General features: G+C 62.0%; 18 protein-coding genes. 15 read left to right on the forward strand and 3 right to left on the reverse strand.

The annotated features are described in order from the left end of the window. Position 1: 1 nt before the first annotated feature. Together GN300_RS12710 and GN300_RS12715 are read right to left on the reverse strand one after the other, a co-directional pair. Complete coding sequence (locus tag GN300_RS12710) at positions 2-1,183, reverse strand: multidrug effflux MFS transporter (protein WP_054780783.1); 1,182 nt, start codon at positions 1,181-1,183, stop codon at positions 2-4. Between the two features lie 7 nt (positions 1,184-1,190). Next, the gene (locus GN300_RS12715) at positions 1,191-2,042 is read right to left on the reverse strand and encodes an alpha/beta fold hydrolase (RefSeq protein WP_007731641.1); all 852 of its coding nucleotides are present in this window, start codon (positions 2,040-2,042) and stop codon (positions 1,191-1,193) included. 101 nt (positions 2,043-2,143) lie between these two features. Here GN300_RS12715 and GN300_RS12720 point away from each other — a divergent pair, with 101 nt between their 5' ends. The 15 genes from GN300_RS12720 (at position 2,144) to GN300_RS12790 (ending at position 15,845) form a co-directional block, all read left to right on the forward strand. Then, a complete protein-coding gene (locus tag GN300_RS12720) occupies positions 2,144-2,629 on the forward strand; it encodes a MaoC family dehydratase N-terminal domain-containing protein (protein ID WP_007731639.1) in 486 nt (161 codons plus the stop codon). After that, complete coding sequence (locus tag GN300_RS12725) at positions 2,626-3,024, forward strand: hypothetical protein (RefSeq protein ID WP_007731636.1); 399 nt, start codon at positions 2,626-2,628, stop codon at positions 3,022-3,024. Before GN300_RS12720 ends, GN300_RS12725 begins: the two co-directional genes overlap by 4 nt. Before the next feature lie 81 nt (positions 3,025-3,105). Continuing rightward, positions 3,106-4,395, forward strand: coding sequence for a Rieske 2Fe-2S domain-containing protein (locus GN300_RS12730; protein WP_007731634.1), 1,290 nt, complete (start codon positions 3,106-3,108; stop codon positions 4,393-4,395). A gap of 122 nt (positions 4,396-4,517) precedes the next feature. Beyond that, on the forward strand, positions 4,518-5,861 hold the full coding sequence (locus GN300_RS12735; protein ID WP_063315226.1) for a M20 family metallopeptidase: 1,344 nt from the start codon (positions 4,518-4,520) through the stop codon (positions 5,859-5,861). Next, positions 5,861-6,817: a 3-(2,3-dihydroxyphenyl)propionate dioxygenase gene (locus GN300_RS12740; protein WP_007731630.1), complete on the forward strand. Its 957-nt coding sequence runs from the start codon at positions 5,861-5,863 to the stop codon at positions 6,815-6,817. Before GN300_RS12735 ends, GN300_RS12740 begins: the two co-directional genes overlap by 1 nt. Before the next feature lie 30 nt (positions 6,818-6,847). Then, complete coding sequence (locus tag GN300_RS12745) at positions 6,848-7,720, forward strand: alpha/beta fold hydrolase (protein WP_019746500.1); 873 nt, start codon at positions 6,848-6,850, stop codon at positions 7,718-7,720. 109 nt (positions 7,721-7,829) lie between these two features. Then, positions 7,830-8,786, forward strand: coding sequence for an NAD(P)-dependent oxidoreductase (locus GN300_RS12750; RefSeq protein ID WP_063315225.1), 957 nt, complete (start codon positions 7,830-7,832; stop codon positions 8,784-8,786). 204 nt (positions 8,787-8,990) lie between these two features. Continuing rightward, positions 8,991-9,974 carry an ABC transporter substrate-binding protein gene (locus GN300_RS12755; protein WP_007731624.1) on the forward strand — a complete coding sequence of 328 codons (984 nt, stop codon included), beginning with the start codon at positions 8,991-8,993 and terminating at the stop codon, positions 9,972-9,974. Further along, positions 9,971-10,834: an ABC transporter ATP-binding protein gene (locus GN300_RS12760; RefSeq protein WP_197487704.1), complete on the forward strand. Its 864-nt coding sequence runs from the start codon at positions 9,971-9,973 to the stop codon at positions 10,832-10,834. Before GN300_RS12755 ends, GN300_RS12760 begins: the two co-directional genes overlap by 4 nt. Next, complete coding sequence (locus GN300_RS12765; RefSeq protein WP_019746502.1) at positions 10,831-11,667, forward strand: ABC transporter permease; 837 nt, start codon at positions 10,831-10,833, stop codon at positions 11,665-11,667. Before GN300_RS12760 ends, GN300_RS12765 begins: the two co-directional genes overlap by 4 nt. A gap of 13 nt (positions 11,668-11,680) precedes the next feature. Next, on the forward strand, positions 11,681-12,466 hold the full coding sequence (locus GN300_RS12770) for a class II aldolase/adducin family protein (RefSeq protein WP_054188628.1): 786 nt from the start codon (positions 11,681-11,683) through the stop codon (positions 12,464-12,466). A gap of 150 nt (positions 12,467-12,616) precedes the next feature. Further along, the gene (locus GN300_RS12775) at positions 12,617-13,627 is read left to right on the forward strand and encodes an NAD(P)/FAD-dependent oxidoreductase (protein ID WP_050655582.1); all 1,011 of its coding nucleotides are present in this window, start codon (positions 12,617-12,619) and stop codon (positions 13,625-13,627) included. Positions 13,628-13,630: 3 nt separating this feature from the next. Next, on the forward strand, positions 13,631-13,951 hold the full coding sequence (locus tag GN300_RS12780) for a DUF362 domain-containing protein (protein WP_007731605.1): 321 nt from the start codon (positions 13,631-13,633) through the stop codon (positions 13,949-13,951). After that, a complete protein-coding gene (locus GN300_RS12785; RefSeq protein WP_063315224.1) occupies positions 13,951-14,775 on the forward strand; it encodes an alpha/beta fold hydrolase in 825 nt (274 codons plus the stop codon). Before GN300_RS12780 ends, GN300_RS12785 begins: the two co-directional genes overlap by 1 nt. Positions 14,776-14,942: 167 nt before the next feature. Further along, positions 14,943-15,845 (forward strand): IclR family transcriptional regulator, encoded by a 903-nt coding sequence (locus GN300_RS12790; RefSeq protein ID WP_007731601.1) that lies wholly within the window; start codon positions 14,943-14,945, stop codon positions 15,843-15,845. 11 nt (positions 15,846-15,856) lie between these two features. On the opposite strand, the gene GN300_RS12795 is transcribed toward GN300_RS12790, so the two are convergent. Then, on the reverse strand, positions 15,857-17,380 hold the full coding sequence (locus GN300_RS12795) for an AMP-binding protein (RefSeq protein ID WP_007731600.1): 1,524 nt from the start codon (positions 17,378-17,380) through the stop codon (positions 15,857-15,859). Positions 17,381-17,385: the final 5 nt, after the last annotated feature.

Below are 17,385 nucleotides of genomic sequence, written 5' to 3' on the forward strand. Positions count from 1 at the left end.
TTTATCGACGCACGCAGAGCAGCGCGATCACGCCGAGAACCGAAGCCCCGGTCATGGAGATGGCCACGGCAAGACTGGTGTTGCCGAGAAGGCCGACGATGGGCGCAACCACAGCGGCAGCGCCGAACTGCGCAAATCCGATCAGCGCGGCTGCTGAGCCTGCGGCTTCTCCGTGACGGGACAGTGCAACCGCCGGTGCGTTGGGCATGACAAAACCCGTTGCGCAGAGCATCAGCAGGATGGGGACGGCAAACCCGACGAATCCCCACGAGTTGGTGGCGGCAACAACAACAAATGCAGCGCCGACGGCACTACTGCCCCACATTGCCCAGATCGTGATGGAATTCGGCGACCACCGGCCGAGAAGCACGACGTTGAGCTGGGACGAACCGATCAGAACGACGGCGCCGCCGGCAAAGGCAAATCCGTATGCGGTGGGGCTCAGTCCGAACTGTTCCTGCATCACGTAGGACGACGCGGCGATGTACGACCACAAAACGCCGCGGCCGAGACCGCACACGAGCACCAACACCATGAAGTGGGCATCCTTGCCGAGCGCAATGTAGTTTCGCGCGATGGCGCCGATGCCCTTGCCCGACCGATTCTCGGGTGGAAGTGTTTCCGGCAGCGATACTGCCGCGAGTGCGATCATCGCGATGCCCAGGATGAAGAGAGCGAGAAAGACTCCGCGCCACTGTGTTACGGACATCAGTGCCCCGCCGATGGAGGGGGCCAGGATGGGCGCTACGCCCATGACCAACATCAGCCGCGAAAGTACAACTGCCGCATCGTGTCCGGTGAATAGATCACGAACGATTGCCATCGCGATCACGCCTGTCGCGGCGGCGCCGAAACCTTGAAGGGTTCGCAGCGCAGTGAGGACTTCGATGGACGGAGCAAAGAAGCAGGCCAACGACGCGCCGACGTGAATTACTGTGCCCACGAGCAGGGGACGTCGACGTCCGTAGATGTCGGACAGTGGGCCGATGAGCAACTGGCCGAAAGCCAGACCCAGCAGTGTGCCCGTCAGGGTCAGCTGAACCATCGTGTCCGACGTGCCGAATTCCTGCGTGATCTGTGGCAGCGCAGGAAGATACATGTCGACGGTGAACGGCCCGAGGGCGGTGAGAATTCCGAGAAGCAGTACCAATCGGATCCGTGCACCGCCCGTCGGGGCGATCACCGTTCGTTCAGTTGTGCTGTTGGTCAAGGAAACCCGAAACTACACTGTAGTAGTCGTATGGTCGTTCTTCCTGAAGATGATGCGACGCCTTGTCCATGATGTAGAGATGGCCATGGGGAATCATCCGCGCAAGCATGAGCGGGTAGTCCGGGGTGAGGAATGCGTCGTGCATGCCCCAGGCGAAGAGCGTCGGCGCCTGGATCTGGCCGAGTTCAGCTGTGAGATCCTGCCAATCGCCACGAGGTGAGTCCGCCGAGGCAGCCAGGGCCATTTCTTCGGGGTCGAGACTTTGCTCGTATCGCATCTGGAGGGTTTCGGCGGGCAACTTCGATCCGTCGAACCATTCGAGACTGGTGATCAAGGTGCGGAGTTTTTCGAGGGTGGGGCCGGTGCCGCCGTAGTAGACGTCGCGGGCGTTGCGGCCACGACGGCCATCCTCGGGGAGCGGCGCGAGTGGACCGTAGAAGACGGGCATGCTGCCCGTGATCACCAGGGAGCGAACGCGTTCCGGGTACTTTGCCGCAAGATTGAGCGCTATGGTGCCGCCCCACGAGTTGCAGACGAAGTCTGCGCGTTCGATTCCGAGTTCGTCGAGCAGGGCAACCACCTTGGCGGCGTGGAAGTCCCACATTGGGCCGGCGATGGTGCACTTGTCGGACCGACCGTATTGCAGCAGATCAACGAGAATCGCTCGTCGATCCGAGGCGAAGAGCGGTGCCACTGGCCCGAAGTCGGACCACGCAGTGCAGCCGGGGCCGCCTCCGTGCAGGAAAATCGTGGGGTCGCCCTCGCCGAGGTCGTAGTAATGGAATGTGACGCCATCTGCTTTGGCGTACAAGCTCTTCGGTTGATCAGCCATGGCTATACCTGACCTCGAGGTGAGCGGTATGGGAAGTATCGCGGTCCGGCAGGCGAACCCGGTTCGTGGCTGTGAGACTTCCGAATGCCTAGCGTGCTGGCATGAGAACAGAACTCGAGCACGCGCGTGATCGCGCGGAGGCGATGATCGGTACGCGGGAAACGCGAGAGTTGGGAACGGTGCGTCCGGCGGAGTCGGTTGCGTTTGCGGTTGCCACCGCCGAGACGGACCCCCGGTTTCTCGACCCGGAGCACCCGGCATTTGCCGTCCATCCGATGTATCTGCCTTCGCTTTTGCGAGGACCGCAAGGTGGCTCCGATCGAGAGTACCGAGCAGACGGCATGTTCCGTGACGAAGTGCCGGGCACAGACGGTATCGACGTGCGCTTGATGGCCGGCGGGCAGAGTGTGACTTTCTTGCGACCTGCCCCGCTGGGTGAGGCTGTCGTCGTAGGGCGAGTACTCGATACCGTGACGACCAAGGGCCGGGCTCCGGACGAGTTTCTGCTGCTCTCGGTCACCAAGACTTACCGGGGTGCGCAGTCCGGCGCATTCGCCGAGGTCGTCGAGAAGTTCATCGTCCGATGACCGAAACAGTAGTCGTGGGCACGCCGATCGAATCGGTGACCTTGGTCTGCGATCCGGTTCGGATCCTTCGATTCGGGGCGTCGACGCACAATTCGCACCGTATTCACTACGACGCCTCCTATGCGCAGACGGAGGGGTTGTCCGCACCGGTGGTCATGGCCCAGTTGCAGGGCACGCTGTTCTTTCGTGCCGCGTCACACTTTGCCGGTGGATACGAAGGAGTTGTGTCCGTCTCCTGGCAGAATCGTGCGCCCGCGCCCGTCGGAACCACACTCGAGGTGTCGGGTGAAGTGTCCCAAATCAACAGTGACCAACTAACTTTGGCATTGCGGGAGCATTCGGACAATGGCGTGCTGTGTGCCGTCGGAACCGCTGTGGTGGTCCGGGTCTGCTGAGCGAACCGAATCCATTGGCGTAGACCGCAATCTCACCCAAGATCTGTTTCATTCAAACGTTCAGTGTCGAGAGGACTTCACATGACTGGTGTCGAGGCGTCGGAAGCCACGTTCGCGCTGCCCGAGCGGCCACGAGCGGCCGGTCGGCAGGATTGGACGGCATGGCCGGGTTACAACGCAGCCGGCAGCGGATACCGCGGTTACTGGTACCCGGTCACGTGGTCGAACCACATCACCAAAGACCCCAAGAGCTTCACCATCTGTGGTGAAAAGCTGGCGATCATCCGCGACGCAGGCAAGGCATATGCCCTGCACGATCGGTGCCCGCACCGCGGCGTTCCGTTGTCCGAGGGCGATCAGCAGTTCCCGGGAACTGTCAGCTGCCCGTACCACGGCTGGACGTACCGGCTCACTGACGGCAAGCTGGCCGCGGTCATCACCGACGGTCCGGATTCCAAGATCTGCGGCAAGCTGAACGTCCAGACCTATGCGATCGAGGAGCGACTCGGTCTGGTGTGGGTGTACATCCCGATCGCCAACGAGCCGGCGCCGTCCATCGACGACCAGTTGCCGCGTGAGCTGGTGGAGAACAAGGGTATCGTCGGTGGTCGGATTCAGCCCCGAGAAGGCAACTGGCGCTTCGCATGTGAGAACGGTTTCGACGAGGGACATGCGAAGTACCTGCACCGCACCGCATTGTGGCGTCTGTTCAAGCCGATGCCGACGTGGAACATCACGAGCATCGTTCCGGAGGGACGCTGGATCTACCGCGTGCAGGAAGAGGTGTACTGGGAGGCGGAATTCCCGGGCGTGGGAACCTGGACGAACAAGCGGTGGTGGAAGAAGAAGCCGGACGAGACCCAGATTTCGCAGATCGGAAACGTCGGCGCCGGTCTGGACGTCAATCCTGTGATCGCAGCTCAGAACTTCCCCGGTTTTGCTTCACTGTCCATGCCGGGTGTCCTGCGCATCGCGTACCCCAAGTTCATTCACTACGAGTTCTACGTCCCGGTGGACGAAGACAACCACAAGTACGTCGGCCTCATGGTCAACTTCGTCTCCGGCGCAGCAAAATTGGGCTTCTACGCCAAGTACCTCGGCGCGATCCGCTGGCTGTTCCACGGTCAGTTCTCGGGTCAGGATGCGTGGATGGTCGAGGTCACCGACGCACCGCCGGAGAAGCTGTACCGACCGGACGTGTCGCTGACGACGTGGCGAAATCTCGCAGAGGAAGAGTACGCCGAGAAGATCGCCGACGCGGCCAAGCACACCCCCAAGGCGCCGGTCAGGCCCACCCGAGAGCGCCGGACGCCAACGCCCCGCTCGGCCCCTGTCGCCGACGCTCAGATTCCCACCGGCACCAGCGAATAGGAGAGATACATGTTCAAGATTCTGACGGCTGTCGCTATCGGTGCCGCTGTTGCAGTGGCAGTTCCCAAGCTGTGGCAGCTGGCCGGCGAGCGCAGCAATACTCAGGTACATCAGGTCAATCCATGACCACTGCGAGGGCCGATGCTCTCGCAGGCCTAGGCGACGAGCGCCGGGAATGGGTCGAGCGAGCCTACGCCCATGTCGATCGTGCGCGATTGCGGGATCTCGCCACTTCGGTGGTCAACATTCCCAGTCCGACGGGTGACGAAGCACCGCTGGCCCGCCACATCACGGCGGTCCTGGCAGCGTCGGGCATCGAGGCCCACACAATGGATCTCGATGATCGGCAAGCGAACTCGTGGGGAAGGCTCCGCGGTGACGGGTCCGGACCGGACCTGTTGCTGTATGCGCCGATCGACACCGTCACGACCGGCGATCCGGCGGAAGACCTGCCGTGGGTGGGAAATGAGCTGCGAGCGGATCTGACGCCGCACGCCCAGTTCGACGAAAACTACGTGATCGGATTGGGTGCGTCGAACCCCAAAGGCCACGCCGTCTGCATTGTCGCGGCGGCCGAAGCAATTGCCGCAGCCGGTATTCCGCTCCGCGGTGACCTGGTGCTCGGATTCGGCGCCGGTGGTATGCCGACCAATGCCCGCCCCGGTGTCGGAAACCCCCGACGCAACACCGGCCAGGGCGTCGGCTGCTCGTTCCTCCTGGAACAGGGAGTGTGGGCGGACTGCGCGTTGATCGCCAAGCCCGGCTGGACGGTTTCCTGGGAAGAAGTGGGACTGGCCTGGTTCGAGATCACGGTGCACGGTCTGCACACCTACGTCGGCTCGCGCCACCGGTTGCCGTACCGCAACGCGATTACCGCAGCCGGCGAGGTGGTCGCCAAGTTGGAGGAATGGTTCCCGAAGTACTCGGCGGCGCATCAGGACGGTTTGGTTGCGCCTCAGGGGATCGTTGCCAACATCCGCGGCGGGTGGGAGCGAACAGCGTCGTTCACCCCCGAGCAGGTGCGCCTTACCGTTGATCTACGGCTCAGCCCGCGGACGACGCCCACCGCGGCCAAGCGCGAACTCAAAGCCGTCGTTGCGGAGATCGCACAATCGCTGGATCTGCAGATCGACGTCGAACAGGTTCTTGCCATCCCCGGTGAGGGTTCCGACCCTCGAATGTGGTTGCGCCGCGCCGCAGTCCAGGCGTGGGAAGCTGCCGAAGGAGAGCCGCATCAGGACTTCTTCGACGCGAGTGGAGCCACTGACGCAAACATCCTGCGCAGCCGCGGCATCCCGACGATTCGGGTGGGTATGCCCAAGGTGGTCGACGCACCGTTCGAGGTGGACTTCGCGATGGGGATGAACACTGTGGACCTGGCTGCGGCGGAGAGATTTACGAAGTATCTGATCCGAGTGGCCCTCGACACCGTCACCCGCTCGCTCGAGGAAGTAGGAATCGACTGATGGCGAAGATAGTTCTGGGTATCGGTGCCTCCCACAGCACCTTGATGAACACCCATTGGGAAGAGACGACGCACAAGGCGGAGGCCGAACGCTTCCGGGACGCGCTGTATCTGAGCCGGGAGAAGATCGCGGCGTCGAAACCCGATGTTGTCTTGATTCTCGGCTCCAACCACTTTCGCGGTTTCTGGCTGGATCTGATTCCGGCGTTCACTCTCGGCGTCGGAGAGTGCATTTCCAGTGGCGAGTCAGGAACACCCAAGGGGCCGCAACGGGTCGACGTGGAGTTCGCCAGGCACCTTGCAAACGAGCTGATCGAAGGTGGCCGGTTCGATCTTGCCTACTCGGCGCGATTGCAGATCGATCATGGTCAGTCTCACGCGATTCAGTACCTTCTCGACGGAATCGATGTTCCGATAGTTCCGTTGGTGGTCAACGTATTCGCGCCGCCCCTCCCGACGTTCAAGCGATGTGAGGAAGTGGCGAAGGCCCTGCGGGATGCCGTTGCGTCGTATCCGGCGGATACCCGGGTCGTGGTGATCGCGTCCGGTGGATTGTCTCATCGTCTGCCCTGGCCGGACTGGCGGGATCCGCACGGTGAGGACGAGGATTTCATGGTTCAAGCCTGGCTGGACGGCCGGGAGAACTGGTCCGACTACGACGTCCGGCGACGCCAGATCATCCGCGCAGCCGATGCCGCGATCACTCCGGAGTTCGATGACCGAATTCTTGATCTGTTTGCCAGCGGCAAGGCAAGTGAGCTTGCCGAGTTCACGACGCAGCAGATCGAAGACGAGGCGGGCAACGGTGCGCAGGAGTTGCGGACCTGGCTCATGATGGCCGCGATGCTCGACTACGTTCCGGGTGAACGCCTTGCCTACGAAGCGATTCCCGAGTGGCTCACCGGTATGGGTGTCACGATTCTCGATCCAGCTGGAACAGACAGCGCAACAACATAATCTGCACCTTCAGTAAAGGAAGTTTCTCTGATGACAATCTGGAACGAACTTGCCGGGCTCGATTTCGAGTTGACGACCGTCGACGCCGGCGGTGTGCCCACGCGCTCTCTGCAGGCAGGATCCGGTGACGAGGCCGTGATCTTCCTGCACGGCACCAGCGGACACCTCGAGGCATTTGCACGCAATATTGCACCGCACGCCGAGTCTTACCGGGTTCACGCGATCGACATGCTCGGCCATGGTTACACCGGCAAGCCTGACTACCCGTACGAGATTCCGCGCTACGTCGAGCATTTGGTGAACTACCTCGACGCGGTCGGACTGGACCGTGTGCACTTGGTGGGTGAAAGCCTCGGTGGTTGGGTCGCTGCCTACCTGGCCAGCGAGCAGCCCGAACGTGTTCTGTCGCTGCAGTTGCTGGCAGCAGGCGGAACAGTCGCGAACCCGGTAGTCATGGAGCGCATCAAGACGTCGACCGCGAAGGCCGTCCAGAGTGACGACATCGAATTGACCCGCGCACGTATGCAGTTGCTCATGCATGATCCCGCCGATGCAACCGAGGAATTGGTTCAGGCTCGTCACCGGATCTACCATCAGCCTGACTTTGTCGCCAACATCCACAACCTCCTTTCCTTGCAGGAGATGGAGGTTCGCCAGCGGAACCTGCTGCGCCCGGATCGAATGGCACTCATCAAGGCGCCGACTCTTGTGGTCTGGGGTCAGGAAAATCCGTTCGGTGATGTTCCGGAAGCGAAGAAGATGGCCGAGGATATTCCGGGCGCTCAGCTCGAACTCTACTCGGAGTGCGGTCACTGGCCGCAGCACGAGCAGGCAGCGAAGTACAACCCGCTGAGCCTCGAGTTCTTGGCAAAGGCATCAGCCAGCGCGAAGGCAGCTATCTGAGAAGTTCCTGCCAAATATGCTGCTGCGTAATGGAGCCGGTCTCTCGATTGGGAGGCCGGCTTCCGCGTTTTCGAAGGTACAGTCATCGTCTTACAGCGAAGGAGTTCTCGTGAAGAAAGTACTTCTGCTGACGGCCGACGCCGACAACGGACTCGGTACCGCAATCCGTGACGCCGTCAGGGGTGAGGCGGAGGTAGTTCGATTACCTGAGCGCACCACGGGGGCGCTCCGTGCGGAGTTGCCGACATGCGACGTCGTGGTGGGGGACTGGAGTGGTGATCTGCCACTGGGCAAGGAGGAAGCAGAGCTCGGCCGGAATGTGCTCCTCGTCCAACAGCCTGGTGCCGGAACCAATTTCATCGATGCCGAAGCCTGGCGCGCCGCCGGAGTTCCGGTGGCGAATACTCCCGGTGCAAACGCGAACTCGGTTGCGGAGTGGGCAGTGCTCGCGGCAGGTGTGTTGTGCCGCTCCATGTTCTGGGCGCACAACGAGGTTACCGATGGTCGATGGCCACAGGAATCCATCCTGACGCGCGATTGCCGCGATCTGGCGCAGCGCCGGGTCGGCGTCGTAGGTGTTGGTTCGATCGGCCGCCGGTGTGCAGAATTGTTTGCCGCCTTCGGTTGCGACGTCTATGTCACCGCGCGTTCGAGACCGCGTGACACTGTGGCTGCGACGTTTGTGCCACTCGACGAGTTACTGCCTCTCGCGGATGTCCTGGTGCTGGCCGTCCCGCTTACGGAATCAACTCGGGGACTGATCAATTCCCATCGAGTTGCGCAGTTGCCCACCGGAGCGATCGTGGTCAATGTGGCGCGCGGCGCTGTCGTCGACGACGCGGCATTGGCGCGTGCCTTGCGTTCCAGGCATGTCGGCGGCGCTGCCCTCGATGTGTTCGACGTTGAACCACTACCGATTTCGAGCCCGCTCCGTGGATTCGATTCGACCCTCCTGAGCCCGCACGTCGCCGGCGGCAGCGCCGGAGCGCGTGCGTCGATCTATTCGATGACGGCGCAGAATGTCGCCAGTGCGCTGCGCTCGCAGACAATTCGGTGGACATTGTGATTCGGTGGACATTGTGATCGAGGGCCGTGTTACCGAAGTATTTCGGTCCGCACGTTCCTCCAGGTGCAGTGTTTCGCCGAGGTAAGTTCCTGTCCCCGGTCCGCACGGTGGACCCGGTTGGTTCTCGGGTGTAGGTACACACAGCTAGGTTTGCTCTCCACGACCCGCAACTGCGGCACAGATCACAAACAAAGGTGTGAGTAGATGGCCTCGCTGTCAAAGTTTGGAAGGACTGCTCTTGTTTCGGCTGCGCTGCTGCTGACCGTTGCAACCGGCGCATGCAGCCGCCCGGCGACGCAAAGCACAGCTGATTCTGCCGGAAGTGGACCACTGCGTATCGCAGTCGGAATCGATGCTTCCTACGCTCCGTTCTTCGTAGCGGATCAGGAAGGCATGTTCGACGCTGCCGGTTTGGACGTCGAACTCGTCCAGTTCGGTCGTGGTGGCGAGGCCGTCGACGCACTCTCGACCGGGCAGGTCCAGATCGCCGGTAGCTCCGATACGACAACGATCGCCCAGTTGCGTCAGAATCCGTCGTTGCGCGCGATGTACTCGTACGAGGCGTCGGGTGACTACATCAAGGTCGTGCTGCGTAACGGTGTCGACTCACCGGCTGCGATCAAGAAGATGGGCATCGTCCCGGGTCTCAGCCAGATTTCGACGGACAAGTACCTCGCTGCCAATTCCATTGCCCCCGGTTCGGTCGAGATGATCTCGGCGACCCCGACGGACATGCCCGCACTGCTCAGTCGCGGCGACATCGACGGGTTTGTCCTGTGGGAGCCGTGGCCGGCCACCGCCCTGGATCAGGGAACCGGCCACGTGGTGGCAGTAACCGGAGACTACGGCTGGTTCTATCATCATTGGGCGATCACGACGGCTCCGTGGTTGTCGGCCAACGAAGAGACAGCGCGAACCGTCGCGAAGGTGCTCGACGAGGCAACGCGCAAGGTCGAGTCGGATCCGGGCGTGGCAGCGTCCGCGACCAAGGCGGCTGTGAACGTCAGCGAGGATCAGACTATTGCCGCGGTGGACGAGATCGACTTCGCCGTGGTGAATCTCGAAGCTGCGGATGTCGAGTCGGCTCAATCGATCGTAGATTTCTACAAGTCGATCGGTGTTCTCAGCGACCAGCCGGATCTCGAATCGGCAATGCTTCTGGATTGGTACAAGGATGGTGCACAGTGAGTATCGCAACAAGTGGTTCAACGACCAGCTCGACGAATAGCCCGGGGACAGCCGGCCCCGGCAAGAAGAACACCGGTGTTGCCATCGACGTGGTCGACCTCGGAATCAGCTTCGGCGCGGCGGAGATCGTCGCCGGAATCGACATGCACGTGCAGCCAGGTGAATTCGTCTGTCTGCTCGGTCCGAGTGGCTGCGGCAAGTCGACGCTGCTGTCGTCCATGGCCGGCTTCGTTGAACCCAGCGCCGGCGAGATCGTGTGCGACGGAGATGTCGTCGCCGGCAGTAACCGCCACGCCGGCATGGTGTTTCAGAGCTCCGAAGCGTTGTTCGAATGGATGACCGTGAGCCAGAACGTGGCCTACGGCCCCAGGATGCGTGGAGCGAACCGCAGCGAGCAGGCGAGTATCGCGGCCGAGTACCTCGCGATGGTCGGCTTGCCCCACGCGGGTGCGAAGTTCCCCTCGCAGCTGTCCGGCGGTATGCGGCAACGTGTTCAGATCGCACGAGTTCTTGCCAACCAGCCGTCGTTGGTTCTCATGGACGAGCCGTTCGGTGCGTTGGACGCTCAGACTCGTCAGGTTCTGCAGACCGAACTCGACCGTATCTGGCGGCACACCCGCTGCACCGTGGTATTCGTGACTCACGATATCGACGAGGCACTGACGTTGGCTGACCGTGTGATCGTGATGTCGGCCGGCCCGCGGGCCCGGATCAAGAGCGTCTACGAGGTCAATGCGGCTCGTCCGCGAGACCGCAACGATCCCGAGGTGATCGAGCTCTACGAGAAGCTGCGGGACGACATTCGGGCAGAAGTGGTTGCGTCGCTGCGGAACCAAGGCATTGAGGAGGACGAGCTGTGACGGCTGTAGTGACCGGTGGTTCAGCCGGTGTGAGAACAGCGAAGGTGGCGGAGACAAAAAAGCGTTCGTCGGCGCGGCGATCCAAGATTGTCAAAGCGACGCTGATGTATGCAGCCTCAGCGGCAATCGGTTTGGGCATCTGGTCGTTCCTGGCGTGGTGGTACGGGCCGACCACCATTGCATCACCGGCCGAAGTATGGTCGGCGGCACAGGAACTGTGGGAGAGCGGCGTTCTGTGGTCGTCGATCACCGCATCGGGTCAGCGAATTCTCATCGGCTGGTTCCTGGGTGTCGTGATCGGTGCTCCCGTCGGAATTCTGATGGGCCGCATTTCCATCGTGCGACAGCTCCTCGATCCGTACATCGAGTTCTTCCGGTTCATTCCGCCTATTGCGTTTGTCACTCTCGCCGTCGTCTGGTTCGGCATCGGTGAGACGTCGAAGGTTGTTCTGATCTTCTACACCTCGGTATTCATCGTCACGGTCAGCACGATTGCCGCGACTGTAGCGATCAGCGAGAACAAACTGCAGGCAGCGGCAAATCTTGGTGCCAACAAACTTCAGATCATGAAGACGGTGGTCTTGCCGTCGTCGATCCCCGGCATCGTCACGGGCGCTCGCCTGGCGATGGGCAACAGCTTCCTCACCATCGTGTCGGCGGAGATCGTCGCCGCCGACCAGGGTATCGGTTCGATGATCTGGCAGGCTCGAAACTACGGCCGGATCGACTGGACGTTCGTCGGCATCATCGTCCTGGGCATCATGGGCTTCATCTTCGACCGGATTCTCCGCATTCTGTCCTCGCGGTACCTCGCCCGTTACGGCGTCAAATAGTCAGGAGCGCAGCATGAATCACCCGCTGAGCATTGCCGAGCAGGCCGGAATTCCGGGACCACCCGAGTTCACCGATATCGAGAGTGAGCGGCGTCGTCGCAAGACCGCTGTCATCGGCGGGTATCGGATTTTGTCGAAATTCGGTTTGGACGAGGGAATCTCGGGACATATCACCGCCCGAGACCCAGAAGATCCGGAGACTTTCTGGACTGCGCCGTTCGGGCGGCACTTCTCCCAGGTTCAGCCGGAGGAATTGCTGCATGTGGCGTCGGACGGCGCGGTCATTTCCGGAGACGGACCGCTCAACCGAGCAGCGTTTGTCATCCACAGCAAGGTTCACGAGGCTCGTCCCGACGTCATCGGAGCTGTTCACGCTCACGGTTTGAACGGTAAGGCGTTCTCCTCGCTGCACACCCGCCTCACGCCGATCACTCAGGACGCGTGCGCCTTTCACGAGGATCACTCGATCTACGAGGAGTATCACGGGGTGGCGCTGGACGAAGAGGAGGGGATTCGCATCGCGGATGCCCTCGGATCGAACAAGGCCGTGATCCTCACCAACCACGGTCATCTGACCGTCGGAACTTCCGTGGAGAGCGCAGTGTGGTGGTATGTGTCGATGGAGCGGTCGATGCAGGCGGAGTTGACGGCGCGAGCCGCCGGTGATCCGGTTGTCCTGCACGAGAAGATCGCGGCGCAGACCTACGAAGCAGTCGGCACCGAGAAGGTGGGGTGGTTTGCGTACTCGACCATCATCCAGAAGATCGCAGCAGACGAACCCGAGGTATTCGCGCACTGAATTCTTCGCGCACTGAATTCCTGCGAGCATTGGGCCCGTCGATCGAGAGGTCGGCGGGCCCTTTTCGTGTTGTCCCGCAACTGTTACCGAGGTCTGTTGAGCGGACCGGTTTCATTTGCGTGAGTCCGTCGGCGCAATACCGTATCGAGTGTGAACAAAACGTCTTCCACGGCGACCGACAACGAGATCGGCGTCGATATTCTGATCATTGGTGCCGGCCCCGCCGGGCTGTACGGCGCGTACTACGCAGGCTTCCGCGGCCTCTCGGTTGCCGTGATCGATGCCCTTGCGGAACCGGGGGGACAGGTCAGTGCGATGTACCCGGAGAAGGCGATCCTCGACATCGCGGGATTCCCTTCGGTCAAGGGACGCAACCTCATCGAGGGTTTGATGGCGCAGGCTGCCCCGTTCGATCCGGTGTACCTTCTGGGCATGCAGGCTCGTGAGCTGTCGCATGACGACGACGGCCGGGTGCGGATCACCACCAGCACGGGCCAGGTCGTGGTGGCCGGCGCGGTTGTCATCACCGGCGGCATCGGAACCTTCACCCCGCGTCCGTTGGCGAAGGGTTCGGAGTTCATGGATCGGGGGCTGAGTTACTTCGTCCCGGATTTGTCGGCGCACACCGGGAAAGACGTTGTCATCGTCGGTGGCGGCGACAGCGCGTTCGACTGGGCCGTTCACCTGGAACCGATTGCCAAGTCCGTCACCCTGGTTCACCGGCGAGATCGTTTCCGCGCGCACAAATCCACAGTCGCCAAGGTGCAGGAAAGCAGTGTCCAGGTTCTCGTCAACGCCGATGTCTCGGCGGTACGTGGAAACGGGTGGATCGGCGAGGTCGACATCACCCACAAACAAGACAAGAGCACGTCCACGCTGCCCGCTCAATCCGTCATCGCTGCATTGGGATTCACGGCCGACCTCGGTCCGATGATGGAGTGGGGAATCGAGATCGACAATCGCCACATCGCGGTGAACACACGGATGGAGACGAATGTTCCGCGTGTGTATGCCGCCGGGGACATCACGGACTATCCCGGCAAGGTCCGCTTGATCGCCGTCGGTTTCGGCGAGGCCGCGACTGCGGTGAACAACGCTGCGGCAGTGCTGGATCCGGAAGCAGAAATCTTCCCTGGACACTCCACCGAACAGGAGAGCTAGGCAATGGCATTTGTCATCGGTGAAGCATGCATCGACTACACGGACCGATCGTGCATGGAAGAATGCCCCGTGGATTGCATCTACGAGGGTGATCGCAAGCTCTACATCAACCCGAACGAATGCATCGATTGCGGCGCTTGCGAATTGGCCTGCCCGGTGGAGGCGATCACCGTCGACCGGAAAGCAGACCCGGATTTCAAGGAAGACAACAAGCGCTTCTTCCTCGAGGTCTTGCCTACCCGTAGCGAGCCCGTCGGAAATCCGGGTGGTTCGGCAAAGATCGACATCGTCGGCGTCGATACCCCGATGGTTGCGGCGTTCTGATGGCTGGCGGCCTGCAACTCGGATACGTTGATTCGTCTTTCGGGCAATTGCATTACGCGCAGCAAGGTTCGGGTGAGGCGATTCTCCTGCTTCATCAGGCGCCCCGGTCGTGGGACGAGTTCCGCGAGTTCATTCCACTCCTTGCCGACGACTTCCGCGTTGTCGCGATGGACATGCCGGGGTACGGCAACAGTGCTCCGGTGCCCGGCCCGCAGACCATCGAGACCTATGCGCGAGGCGCGTGGGAATTGCTCGACACCCTGGGCGTCGATCGAGTCACGGTCATCGGTCACCACACCGGTGCGGCAGTGGCGCTCGAGATGGCGGCATCACGCCCCGAGAGGGTGCACGCTGCCGTGCTCTCGTCGTGCCCGTGGACCGACCGCAACTACCGCGAGGGGCACTCGGGACCCGGTGGGATCGACTGCGTCGACCGGGCCGCAGACGGTAGCCATCTGACCAGGCTGTGGGAGATGCGTCGCCCCTACTACCCCGAACCAGGCACCGCACTGCTCGACAGGTTCATCCGAGACGCGCTTGCCTACCGGGTAGATCCGGCGGAGGGGCACAAAGCCTGCGCCCGCTACGTCATGGAGGCGAGAGTCGGTTCGGTGACTGCGCCGGTTTTGCTGATCGGCGCGCAGAAGGATCCCTTCTCGATGCCTAACATTGCGCCGTTGCGTGCACACCTGACGGGTGCGGCAGTGGTGGAAAAGGAGATCGTCGAATCGGGGACCGTCGCACTCGTCGAGGAGCACGCTCCGCAAATTGCATCCGCCGTCCGCATGTTTCTGGAGAATTACGCAGGTAGGCGCCCCGTGTAAACTCTGCGGGACGGGTTCACTGAGCGGACCGTGTGGCGTGCGTCTCATCGTGTCGTCACCATAGTGTCAGTCTCGAAGCACCTGCACCTAACGAGGACCCCGACCGATCTCGGTCGTTGTGGCACTCGGTCTCGGCAGGCTGTCACAGATCGTTCAGGAGGACACTCATGGCCGCTCCACAACAATCCGTCGGGTTCGGATCCGTACTACCCATCGCGTCGGAAACGACCGCTGCATCGCAGCCTGCAGGTGAACTGTCCTCGGTCCTGGGCAAGGCTCGAATGATCTTGGACGCTTTCGACACCGACCACAGTGACCTGTCTCTGACGGAGCTCACCCGGCGCAGTGGGGTCGCGAAAGCGACGGTTCACCGGTTGGCCGGCGAGCTGGTCGAGTGGGGATTGCTCGAGCGCGCGGGTACCAAGTACCGGCTCGGCCTGCGATTGTTCGAGCTGGGCCAATTGGTGCCGCGTCAGCGGATTCTGCGCGACGCGGCGCTGCCGTACATGGAGGACCTACTGCTGGCGACGCAGGAGACGGTTCACTTTGCGGTTCGTGACGGCATCGACGTCCTCTACATCGAGAAGATCATCGGACACCGCGGGCTCAATCAGCAGTCGCGGGTGGCCGGTCGGCTCCCGCTGTACTGCACCGCCACCGGCAAGATCATCCTTGCCTTCTCCCCGCAATCGGTCTTCGACGAGGTAGTCGAGCAGGGTTTCACCGCCTTGACCAGTCGAACGACGATGTCCGTCAGCGTGCTGCGCCAGCAAACCGAGCGGATGCGTAAGGAACAACTCGCGGTGGAGGTCGAGGAGACACGGCTCGGGTACATGAGCGTCGCAGTGCCGGTGTTCAGCGGCCCGCGCACTCTGGCCGGCGCGTTGTCTGTGACAGCGCCGACGGCTCGCCTCAACGTCAGCCGCATCACCGGGGCCCTGCGCACTGCCGGCGCCGGAATCACCCGAAAACTTCATGCCATGAAGTGCACACATTCGCCGAGCGACCCGCTGGCTCTGCGCACGATCTGCAGTCCGGTGATGTGTTCGTTCAACGGTTGCGGCAAGTAGCGAGGCGCGGTCTATCGCCGGGCGCGGAACACGCTCTTCTCGCAGTCCCAGGTGTGTGGGCCGACGCCCCTCTCACGTAGCACTGCTTTCTGTACCTTGCCGGTTTCGGTGAGTGGCAACGTGTCCACGACGTCGATGTACCGGGGAAGTGCAAAGTACGGCAGCTGTTGCTGGGAGAACTCCAGAATCGAAATGGGGTCGAAAGATACTCCGGGGCGCAGTATTACAGTTGCCATGACGTCGTCCTCGGCCAGATCCGACGGTACCGGGAAGACGGCAACCTGACCGACCGACGGATGCAACGCCAGAACGGTTTCCACTTCGGCCCCGGAAATATTTTCACCGCGGCGCCGAATCACGTCTTTGATGCGATCGACAAATCGGAACCAGCCGTCTGCTTCCCGAATCACCCTGTCACCGGTCTGTATCCAACTCTCCGTCGCCGGAATCTCCTCGCCCAGATAGCCCAGTGAACAGGCGCCGGGGATCGTGCTGCGGACCACCAGTTCGCCGGGCTCCCCGTCTGCGGCCGCAGTACCGTCGTTGACGACTGCGGCGTCGTAGCCACTCATCACCCGCCCCATGTACCCGGCCCGCCGATCTCCCGGAAGTGTGCCGATCACGAGATTGGTTTCGGTACTTCCGAATCCGTCCACGAGTTCTACACCGAATCTCTGGGCAAACGGTTCGATCAGATGAGCCGGCGTTGCGGGGGCAAGTGCCACGTGGACGCTGTGCTGTCGGTCTTGCGGCGATGGGTCCGCGTTCATCAACATGGCCACCATCGCACCCAGCAGGTAGTCGACAGTTGCGCCGATCTCGCGAACTTCGCGCCAATGATTGCGGACCGAAAAGCGTTGTCCCAGGAAAAAAGTAGACCCGGCCCAAAGGGACTGAACAAAGGCATTGAGAGCATTGGTGTGAAACAGCGGCAGGCAGTTGTACAGCACATCGTCCCCGGTGAGCCCGAGTGAGGCGCCGACGCCTTTGCCCCACTGCAGGAACTGCGCGTGCGGGCATCGGACGCCTCGGGGCAGACCGGTGGTGCCGGAGGTGAAGAGTATCGCGGCCAGGTCGAGCGGATCGAGGGTCTCGGGCTCACAGCCCGGATGCGAACCGGCAGTGGGGACGCACTGTTCACCCATGACCCACACGGTGCCGTCGAATCCGGCTACAGCGCCTGAGTATTCGGGTGAAACCAGGATCCGTTGTACACCAGCCTGTTCGAGTGCGCTGGCAACACTGTCGGCTCGGAGGGCCGTATTGAGTGGGACGACAACCGCACCGATCCACGCGCATCCGAGAACAAGGTCTGCCAGTTCGATCCTGTTGCCGGACAGTGCCGCCACGCGCTCCCCACGGCCGACACCGTGATTACGGAGATCCGCCCCCATCGACGCTGCACGATCCCGCAATTCGCGGTAGGTGACCGTGATCCCGTCGACGACGAGCGCCGGGTGCTCCGGACGCTCCAAAGCTCGCCTCCGGATCAAATCCGGAAGCGAGCGCGGAATGGCATGTGCGTCGTGGTGCATGGGTA

It is taken from the genome of Rhodococcus sp. Ni2 (assembly GCF_021352185.1).
GTDB lineage: Bacteria > Actinomycetota > Actinomycetes > Mycobacteriales > Mycobacteriaceae > Rhodococcus_F > Rhodococcus_F qingshengii.